At 60.2% G+C, this 9116-nt stretch carries 8 protein-coding genes; 3 read left to right on the plus strand and 5 right to left on the minus strand.

The window, feature by feature from the left end; all coding sequences use genetic code 11:
• Positions 1 to 148: 148 nt before the first annotated feature.
• From mctR to chrA, 5 genes are all read right to left on the minus strand, one after another.
• A complete protein-coding gene (gene mctR / locus AC1RO0_RS30105) occupies positions 149 to 790 on the minus strand; it encodes a two-component system response regulator MctR (protein WP_498596188.1) in 642 nt (213 codons plus the stop codon).
• Positions 787 to 2163 (minus strand): two-component system sensor histidine kinase MctS, encoded by a 1377-nt coding sequence (gene mctS / locus AC1RO0_RS30110; RefSeq protein ID WP_498596189.1) that lies wholly within the window; start codon positions 2161 to 2163, stop codon positions 787 to 789. Before mctS ends, mctR begins: the two co-directional genes overlap by 4 nt.
• Before the next feature lie 202 nt (positions 2164 to 2365).
• Positions 2366 to 3349: a bifunctional riboflavin kinase/FAD synthetase gene (locus tag AC1RO0_RS30115; RefSeq protein WP_498596190.1), complete on the minus strand. Its 984-nt coding sequence runs from the start codon at positions 3347 to 3349 to the stop codon at positions 2366 to 2368.
• Positions 3350 to 3364: 15 nt separating this feature from the next.
• Complete coding sequence (locus tag AC1RO0_RS30120; protein WP_498596191.1) at positions 3365 to 4213, minus strand: TIGR01459 family HAD-type hydrolase; 849 nt, start codon at positions 4211 to 4213, stop codon at positions 3365 to 3367.
• Positions 4214 to 4317: 104 nt separating this feature from the next.
• A complete protein-coding gene (chrA, locus tag AC1RO0_RS30125; RefSeq protein WP_498596192.1) occupies positions 4318 to 5763 on the minus strand; it encodes a chromate efflux transporter in 1446 nt (481 codons plus the stop codon).
• Between the two features lie 167 nt (positions 5764 to 5930).
• Here chrA and groES point away from each other — a divergent pair, with 167 nt between their 5' ends.
• From groES to AC1RO0_RS30140, 3 genes are all read left to right on the plus strand, one after another.
• Positions 5931 to 6227, plus strand: coding sequence for a co-chaperone GroES (gene groES / locus AC1RO0_RS30130; protein ID WP_368510427.1), 297 nt, complete (start codon positions 5931 to 5933; stop codon positions 6225 to 6227).
• 76 nt (positions 6228 to 6303) lie between these two features.
• Positions 6304 to 7944 (plus strand): chaperonin GroEL, encoded by a 1641-nt coding sequence (gene groL / locus AC1RO0_RS30135; protein ID WP_371110702.1) that lies wholly within the window; start codon positions 6304 to 6306, stop codon positions 7942 to 7944.
• Between the two features lie 534 nt (positions 7945 to 8478).
• Positions 8479 to 8982, plus strand: coding sequence for a hypothetical protein (locus AC1RO0_RS30140; protein ID WP_498596193.1), 504 nt, complete (start codon positions 8479 to 8481; stop codon positions 8980 to 8982).
• Positions 8983 to 9116 lie beyond the last annotated feature (134 nt).

Here is a 9116-nt window from a genome sequence, read left to right on the forward strand (position 1 = left end):
TATGCGGAAACGGACTGACGGGTGTAAATTCCTCCCAGCGACCGCCATCGGCCAGCCGCTGCTGAAGTCCTAGGGCGAGCCTGCCGCCTGAACAAGATAGCCGCACACGCGAAGTACCGAGACCTACCCATAAGTGGGTAGACGGGCGCTAGATCGCTCTCGTCGCGATCCCGTGGTCAAGGGCGTAGCGGATCAGCCCGGCTGTCGTTGTGATGCCGAGCTTCCTTTTTAAATTCTTGCGATGCGTTTCGGCTGTCGCGGGCGTAATCCCCAGTTCCTCGGCAATCTCGCGATTGCTCCTGCCGGTGACAATCAAACCCAGAATGTGCCGCTCGCGCGGCGTCAGAGGGTCGGCTTCCGTTCGTGCCTCGTCCGCCATCAATATGTCGCGAACACCCGAGGAAAAATAGGTTCCGCCATTCGCCACGGTCTCAATCGCGCAGACGACTTCGTCCGTCGACACATCCTTGAGAATATATCCGACGGCACCGTGCATGATCGACGACGAGATGTATTCGCGGCTATCGTGCATGGATAGCATCACGATCTGCGTATCCGGGAGCTCGCGGCGAAAGAGTTCGATCGCATCGATACCGCTGAGCTTCGGCATGTTGATATCCATCAGAGTCACTTGCGGGCGCTTCTGTCGCGCTATCTCTAAGCCGATTTGCGCAAGGCTTGCCGTACCAACCACCTCGATATGATCAAAGGTCTCGAGCACCGCTTTCAGTCCATCGAGCACCACGGGATGATTGTCGATCAGGAGAACGCTGATCCTGTCTCTTGTCATGCAGCATCCACCCTTGCGCCCGGCGCAGCATTGGCCGATTTCGGCAGCATCGCCGTCAGCGTCGTGCCATCAGCCGCGCTTTGAACGAGAAGCAGACCATGGAAATGCGCCATCCGCTCCTGCATGTTCCGCAGCCCAAGTCCTCCCTTACCTTCTCCCGCGGCCTCAAAGCCCGTGCCATTGTCCGAAATCCTCAAGCGTGCACGTCCCCGCTCGCTCCAAAGCTTGATCGCCAGAAGCGTCGCGCCGGAATGGCGTTCGACATTGTTCAAGGCCTCCTGCGCGACACGATAGAGCGCGGTACTGGCTTCGGGCTTCAATATACTGGTGAAGCCCGCGGATTCGATCTCCGTTGCGATCCTGGTCCGCTCGGCGAAATTGTCCGCGAGCGCGGTCAGTGCCGCCGTTAAGCCGAGATCATCGAGCACTCGGGGGCGAAGATCATGCGAAAGCCGCCTGATGTCCTTGATCGCGCTGTTGAGGGCATCCACACCCTTCTCGATCGTCGTGGCGGCATCGTCAACCTGGTTTCTGACCTTGCGGCTGGCGAGATCCATGACGTAGCGCACTCCGAGGAGATTCTGCGACACACCATCGTGCAATTCGCGGGCAAGACGTGCGCGTTCCTCCTCCTGGGTATCGATCACTCTTTGCGTCAACTCCTTGAGCCGGCTATCGGCCATGCGCCGCTCGCGAAACGTCAGCAACATGCAGGTCGTGAAAACGACCAGAACGGCCGGAACGGCAATCAGCGTGACGACGATGAAGGTTCCTTTTATGTTGGCCCGCATGCCGGCATTGGCCGCCGCAGTCTGGGTGAAAATATCGTCCAGATAGACGCCGGTTCCGACAACCCAGTGCCATTTGTCAAGGCTGACCACAAATGACAGTTTGTCGGCCATTCGGCCACTGGAAGGCTTCTCCCATTTGTACTGGTGCAGGCCACCGCCCCCTTTTGCCGTCTTGATGAGTTCGGCGATGACCTTGTCACCATCGGGATCGGTCAAATCGAGCCAATTGCGCCCGTTGCGAAAACCCTCGCGCGGGTGAACGACATTGTTGCCGTCATAATCATAGACGAAAAAATATCCGTCCGCGCCGTAGTCAAGTGACGTCAGGATCGCCGCAACCTTGTCCTTCGCGGCCTGGTCATCCGGCTTTGCATCCCGATAGATCACCTGGATGGCCGACACGGCGAGGTTTGTAAGGTTGACTATTTCCGCCTCCTTCGCCTTCAGCATGTTCTGTTCGAACGTCTCGATATTGCTCTTGGTGAGATTGGCCGATTGCCAGGTAATGAAGGCGGTAATAGCCAGGATCGAAAAAACGAGAGGTACGAGCGCAAGCGCGATGATCTGATGGCGCAGTGTCAACGATTGTCCCTCCCAAGAACCGGCCACGAACCATGACCCGTGTCGGACACGAATTCAACAGCCAGCCATAGGCTCAGGGGAAATCGAGCGTTGAGCCAAACCGCACGGGCAATGACAAAGGGCGGAAAACGATGACGGTTGGCTCAAGGCAAAAAGGTGCTGCGGCGCGGAAAACCCTACCCACCCAACCCCTTGCGCAACATCAGGAAAAGGCGATGGCCCGGTCGATGTCGCCGAGCGGCCGGACGCCGGCGAGCAATGCCCTCGCCTCTTCCTCATCCTTCCTGATCTGCGCCACCAGCGGATCGAGGCCGTCGAACTTCAGTTCGGGGCGGAGATAGCCGAAGAAGGAGACGGAACAGATCTGGCCATAGAGATCGCCGCTGAAGTCGAAGACGAAGGTTTCGAGCAGCGGCGCGCCATTGTCGGTGACGGTCGGACGCCGGCCGTAGCTGGCGACGGCATCGCGGATGACGCCATCGGCGGCGCGGAAACGCACGGCGTAGATGCCGGGTTTCAGCTCCACTTCCGGCGGTAGCCGCATGTTCGCTGTGGGGAAACCGAGCGTGCGGCCGAGCTGTTCGCCGCCGATCACTTCGGCCTCGACCGTATAGCGATAGCCGAGCAGACCGGCGGCCTCGGCCACCTCCCCTTCGGTGAGCAACGTCCGGATTCGGCTCGACGAGACCACATCGGTATTTTCATCGCGGAAAGCGTCGATCAGCGTCACGCCGAAACCATGCTTGCTGCCGGCATTCATCAGGAAAGCGGGGCCGCCCTGGCGGTCATGACCGAAATGGAAATCGAAGCCGGTGACGACTTCGGAGGCATGCAGCCAGTCGATCAGGATCGAATGGACGAACTCATCGGCGGAGCGCTGCGAAAAGGCCCGGTCGAAGGGATATTCGATGACCGCATTGAACCCCATCGCCTCGAGGAGGCGCGCCTTCAGCGGAGCGGGCGTCACGCGGAAAACCGGATGATCGGGTTTGAAGACGGTGCGGGGATGCGGCTCGAAGGTGAGCACCAGCGCCGGCACGCCGCGCTCCCGGGCGATCTCCAGCGCGCGCTCGAGCACGGATTGGTGGCCGCGATGCACGCCGTCGAAATTGCCGATGGCGATGACGCCGCCCTTCAGAGTGTCGGGCAGCGGCTCACGGGTTTCGTTGCGATGGAAAACGGTCATCGGCTACCACTCTCCTCAGACAAGGCGCGGCATCCACCACTTCGGCGACGCCTGTTCGCGCGCCAGGAAGGCGCCAAGCGCTGCCTCGTCGGTGTGACCGTCGACGACATATTCGCGGGCATGGATGCCATGGCTGATATAAAGAAGATCGAGACCGTAATCGAGAGCGCCGCGCACGTCGGTCGGCATGCCATCGCCGATGGCGACGACGCGCGACAGCGGGAATTCGCCACGCACTTCGCGGGCGGCTGCGATCGAAGCGTCATAAATCGGCTGATGCGGCTTGCCGGCAATCCGCGTCTCGCCGCCGAGCCGGTCGTAATAGGCGGCCATGGCGCCGGCGCAGGGGATCATGCGGTGGCCGCGCTCGACCACGAGGTCGGGATTGGCGCAGATCAACGGCATCTTGCGGGCCGCCCAGGCCGTCAGCATGTCGGTGTAATCGTCGGGCGTCTCGGTCTCGTCATCGAAGAAGCCGGTGCAGACGATGCTCTCAGCCTCCGCCGCCTCGACGCGCACCACATCCAGTCCCTCGAGAATGCCGGTGTCGCGCTCGGGTCCGAGCAGGAAAACCTTCTTCGGGCCTTCGGCAATCAGCCGGCGGGTGACGTCGCCGGAGGTGACGATGCGGTCATAGGCGCTGTCGGGAATGCCGATCTGGCGCAACTGCTCGACCACCTTGGGTGCCACGCGGGGGGAATTGGTGATGAGGACGACGGTCAGGCCCGCGCCGCGTGCCGCCTCGAGCGCGGCCGGCGCGTCCGGATAGGCGGAGACGCCATTGTGCAGCACACCCCAGACATCGCAGAGCGCGACATCATAATGTCCGCCGATCTCGCGAAAGCTTTCGATACGCTTGCCCATGCAGTCCTCGCACTCAAAGAAATCACGGGCTGACATCGCAAACCGGCCGGCAAATTACAAGAGCGCAGCGCAGGTTTTTGCATTGCACAAGCGCCGCATGCGCTTCAGCCGGCAAGGCGGAGCAGGCAGCCGGCCAAAGCGGAGACACCAAGCACGGTCGCCACGCCCGCCTTCTGGCGGAAAACCAGCACGACGGCGAGCGTGAAAAGCAGCAGCGCCGAGATGTCGATCGTCGTCCAGGCCGGCCAGGCGACGCCGGCGAGCGGGACATTGACATAGTCGCTACCCTGGACCCCGACGCGGCGGCTCCAAATAACCAACCGGCCGACATCGGCAAAGAGCACATGCAGGCCGAACCAGAGCGACAGATTGGCCATGACGCCGACGATCGCCGCGGTGATCGCCGCAAGAGCGGCCGACAGGCCGGCATGACCGCGCAGCCGCTCGATATAGGGGGCACCGGCAAAGATGAAGAGGAAGCTCGGCGCAAACGTCGCCCAGGCCGCGAGACTGGCGCCGAGGAACCCCGCCGTCAGTGGATCGAAGCCGAAGGGATTGCGAAAGCCGGCCATGAAGCCGACGAAACAGAGGACCAGCACGAGCGGCCCCGGCGTCGTCTCCGCCAGCGCCAGCCCATCCAGCATCTCGCCCGGCCGCAGCCACGCATAATGCTGCACCGCCGTCTGCGCCACATAGGCCAGCACCGCATAGGCGCCGCCGAAGGTGACGACCGCCATCCGGGAAAAGAAAGAGAAGATGGCACCGAAGACGTTGGTTTCACCGCTCAGGGTTTCGGCGATGATATCCTTCGGACCATCGAGGCCGTGGATCAGCAAGAGCGGCGCCTGCCAGATCGCCAGCCAGCATAGAAGAGTGAGAAGGGTTTTTCGCACACGGACACTTCGCAGAGCGCTCTTGCCGATGCCGGCAAGGGCAAGCCGAGGTAGTCGCGGACGCCATTGATCATCCCGGTAAGCGCGGTGGAGCACCCGGCCATAGCCCGCAAGACCGGCCAGAAGCACCACCAACGGGAACGGCAGGTCGAAGACGAACAGCAGAAGGAAACTGGCGATCGCGATGCCGACGTGAAACCGCGTCTTCAGCGCCCGGCTGCTCAGCCGGATCAGCGCCTGCAGCACGATCGCCAGCACGCCGGCCTTGATGCCGAAGAAGACGGTCGCCAGCAGGCTGGTGTCGTGAAACAGCGCATAGAAGGCCGAGAGCGCCAGGATGACGACAAAGCCCGGCAGGATGAACAGGAGCCCCGCGACCAGGCCGCCGCGCCAGCCATGCAGCAGCCAGCCAATATAGGTGGCGAGCTGCTGCGCCTCCGGTCCCGGCAGCAGCATGCAGTAGCTCAGCGCATGCAGGAAGCGCTCCTCATCGACCCAACGCTTCTCATCGACCAGAATGCGATGCATCAGCGCGATCTGCCCGGCAGGGCCGCCAAAGCTCAGACAACCGATGCGCGCCCAGACGCGTATAGCCTCAGAAAAGACCGGTTTAGGCGTTATGTCGCTCGGCGTGGACGCTCCGATCGTGCCGGTCACCGCTCCCTACCTACGCTTTTTGCTAAAAAATTCGTCACAAGCGTCCTTGACTCGTCTGGAGCCCAACCCTAAATCTCCGTCGCTAGCACTCGCCGAGGCTGAGTGCTAACAAGCCCCATACGGATCCCCCGCTGATCCGTGAAGTCATTTGATCGAGGGATTAGACAATGGCAAGCACCAATTTCCGCCCCCTTCATGACCGCGTCGTCGTTCGTCGCGTCGAGTCCGAAGCAAAGACCAAGGGTGGTATCATCATTCCCGATACCGCTAAGGAAAAGCCGCAGGAAGGCGAAATCGTCGCCGTCGGCTCCGGCGCTCGTGACGAGTCCGGCAAGGTCATTCCGCTGGACGTCAAGGCCGGCGACCGCATCCTGTTCGGCAAGTGGTCGGGCACCGAAGTCAAGCTTGACGGCGAAGACCTTCTCATCATGAAGGAAGCCGACATCATGGGCATCATCGGCTAATCCAGCCGGTTTCCCCTTTTCCGATACAGCTGACGGGCCATAAACCCGGACAATGCGAATTCAGGAGTTTTTAGACATGGCAGCTAAAGAAGTAAAATTCGGCCGCAACGCCCGCGAAAAGATGCTTCGTGGCGTCGATATCCTCGCCGATGCAGTCAAGGTAACGCTCGGCCCGAAGGGTCGTAACGTCGTTATCGACAAGTCCTTCGGCGCTCCGCGCATCACCAAGGACGGCGTCACGGTCGCCAAGGAAATCGAACTCGAAGACAAGTTCGAAAACATGGGCGCCCAGATGGTCCGCGAAGTTGCTTCGAAGACCAACGACATCGCCGGCGACGGCACCACGACCGCAACCGTTCTCGCCCAGGCCATCGTTCGCGAAGGCGCCAAGGCAGTTGCAGCCGGCATGAACCCAATGGACCTGAAGCGCGGCATCGATCTTGCTGTTTCTGAAGTCGTCAAGGATCTCCAGGCCAAGGCCAAGAAGATCAACACGTCGGAAGAAGTCGCACAGGTCGGCACGATCTCGGCAAACGGCGAAAAGCAGATCGGTCTCGATATTGCTGAAGCCATGCAGAAGGTCGGCAACGAAGGCGTCATCACGGTTGAAGAAGCCAAGACCGCCGAAACCGAACTCGAAGTCGTCGAAGGCATGCAGTTCGACCGCGGCTACCTCAGCCCCTACTTCGTGACCAACCCGGAAAAGATGATCGCCGACCTCGAAGACGCGTTCATCCTGCTCCACGAGAAGAAGCTCTCGAACCTGCAGGCAATGCTTCCGGTTCTCGAAGCTGTCGTTCAGACCGGCAAGCCGCTCCTCATCATCGCTGAAGACGTCGAAGGCGAAGCTCTTGCGACCCTCGTCGTCAACAAGCTGCGTGGCGGCCTGAAGATTGCTGCCGTCAAGGCTCCTGGCTTCGGCGATCGCCGCAAGGCCATGCTGGAAGACATCGCTATCCTCACGGGCGGCACTGTCATCTCCGAAGACCTCGGCATCAAGCTCGAGTCGGTTACGCTCGACATGCTCGGCCGTTCCAAGAAGGTTTCGATCTCCAAGGAAAACACGACGATCGTCGACGGCGCTGGCCAGAAGTCCGACATCGAAGGCCGCGTTGCCCAGATCAAGGCTCAGATCGAAGAAACCACCTCTGACTACGACCGCGAAAAGCTGCAGGAACGTCTTGCCAAGCTCGCTGGCGGCGTTGCCGTTATCCGCGTTGGCGGCTCGACGGAAATCGAAGTCAAGGAAAAGAAGGACCGTATCGACGACGCTCTGAACGCAACGCGCGCTGCTGTTCAGGAAGGTATCGTACCGGGCGGTGGTATTGCTCTGCTGCGCTCTTCCACGAAGATCACCGTCAAGGGTGAGAACCAGGATCAGGAAGCCGGCATCAACATCATTCGTCGTGCGCTGCAGGCTCTGGTTCGCCAGATCGCTGAAAACGCTGGTGACGAAGCTTCGATCGTTGTCGGCAAGGTTCTCGACAAGAACGAAGACAACTACGGCTACAACGCTCAGACGTCTGAATATGGCGACATGATCGCCATGGGCATCGTCGACCCGGTCAAGGTTGTCCGCACGGCTCTGCAGAACGCAGCTTCGGTTGCTTCGCTGCTGATCACCACCGAAGCCATGATTGCCGAGCTGCCGAAGAAGGACGCTCCTGGCGGCATGCCTGGCGGCATGGGCGGCATGGGCGGCATGGACATGATGTAATAGGCCTTTGGCCTATTACAGGAATGTCCATAAAGCTTCGCCCATGCATCTTTGGTGCTTCAGGCCGTCAAGCGGCCTGAAGTGGTGGAATGGACATGATGTAATAAGGCCTTAGCCTTATTACGACTGTTCAATCCGGCATCCGGAATTGACGAAGGGCGGCTCTCGGGCCGCCCTTTTCATTTACATAAAACTGCCTGCGATACTTGCAATATAAGATTTCATACCCGTGGGAATTTACAGAGTTTGCCCCATTGCTGTTTTCGGAAAAGCTCCTATAAATCGCAGCGCGGCGATTTGAGTGGGGGTTGCTGCTGAAAGCACGATTTCTACTTGATTTCGGCGCATGATGCGCAATCAAGTATAATCGTAACCTTTTTGATAGATAATACGGCTAGATTATTACTTAAGTTAACTTGGTGAACTAAGTTGGCGGTCCGGAAGTACGCCTGTCGCGGACGGGTTTGGCGCGGAGGAGGCTTCGCCAGCCCGTAATTGTGGCAATATGCGGAGCGCCGCTCCGTCCGATAGTGCATGGAATTTCGATTGAAGCGCGCGCAGGGGAACCCGCGTCTCAAGTTGGGGAACACCTTGTTCAAGATCGCCAAAGCCAGCCTTGCCGCACCTTTTGCTCCAGGATCCCTGGAGTTCGACGGTCACGATCCCGATCTCCTAGCGCAGCTCTGCGTCACCGAAGGTTGGACCGGCGATCTGGCAAGCGGCATCATCAAGCTCGGCCAGTGGAGCACCATGCTGCATGGGCTGACCTCGTCGGAATGCGGCCTGCTGAGCCTGATGCATTGCTACGACGCCAATGACCGCGCCCGTATCCTCGACCTGTTCGAGCAGGCGGCAACCGCCTCGTCCAGCTTCTGCTATTCTACCACGGCGCTTGGCAGCTCCGGGCATCGCCAGCCGATCTTCTGCGTCGGCGAATCGATCGGTACTGAAGGAAAGCACGCCGGCAGCATGGTGGGCGTCTTCCTGTTCCCGCGTTTCAAGCTGGAGCCGGGCAGCCAATTGGCAACCCGGCAGTAGGGGCTATTGTTGATGACAGTCAGGTGAGCCCATCATCGTCGCACTTGCATGCTTGGCCCCTTGTAACTTAGAACAGACCGTGTGTGCTACTATTGGCCTCGCGGTGGCGGATGGAAGACCGTCGGCCCTTTGGG

The organism is Rhizobium sp. GW821-FHT14E12 (assembly GCF_058803745.1).

Bases quoted from the DNA above. Each gene is read 5' to 3' on its own strand.
- mctR (WP_498596188.1), bottom strand. From the start codon at position 790: ATGACAAGAGACAGGATCAGCGTTCTCCTGATCGACAATCATCCCGTG.
- AC1RO0_RS30115 (WP_498596190.1), bottom strand. From the start codon at position 3,349: ATGACCGTTTTCCATCGCAACGAAACCCGTGAGCCGCTGCCCGACACT.
- AC1RO0_RS30120 (WP_498596191.1), bottom strand. From the start codon at position 4,213: ATGGGCAAGCGTATCGAAAGCTTTCGCGAGATCGGCGGACATTATGAT.
- groES (WP_368510427.1), top strand. From the start codon at position 5,931: ATGGCAAGCACCAATTTCCGCCCCCTTCATGACCGCGTCGTCGTTCGT.
- groL (WP_371110702.1), top strand. From the start codon at position 6,304: ATGGCAGCTAAAGAAGTAAAATTCGGCCGCAACGCCCGCGAAAAGATG.
- AC1RO0_RS30140 (WP_498596193.1), top strand. From the start codon at position 8,479: ATGGAATTTCGATTGAAGCGCGCGCAGGGGAACCCGCGTCTCAAGTTG.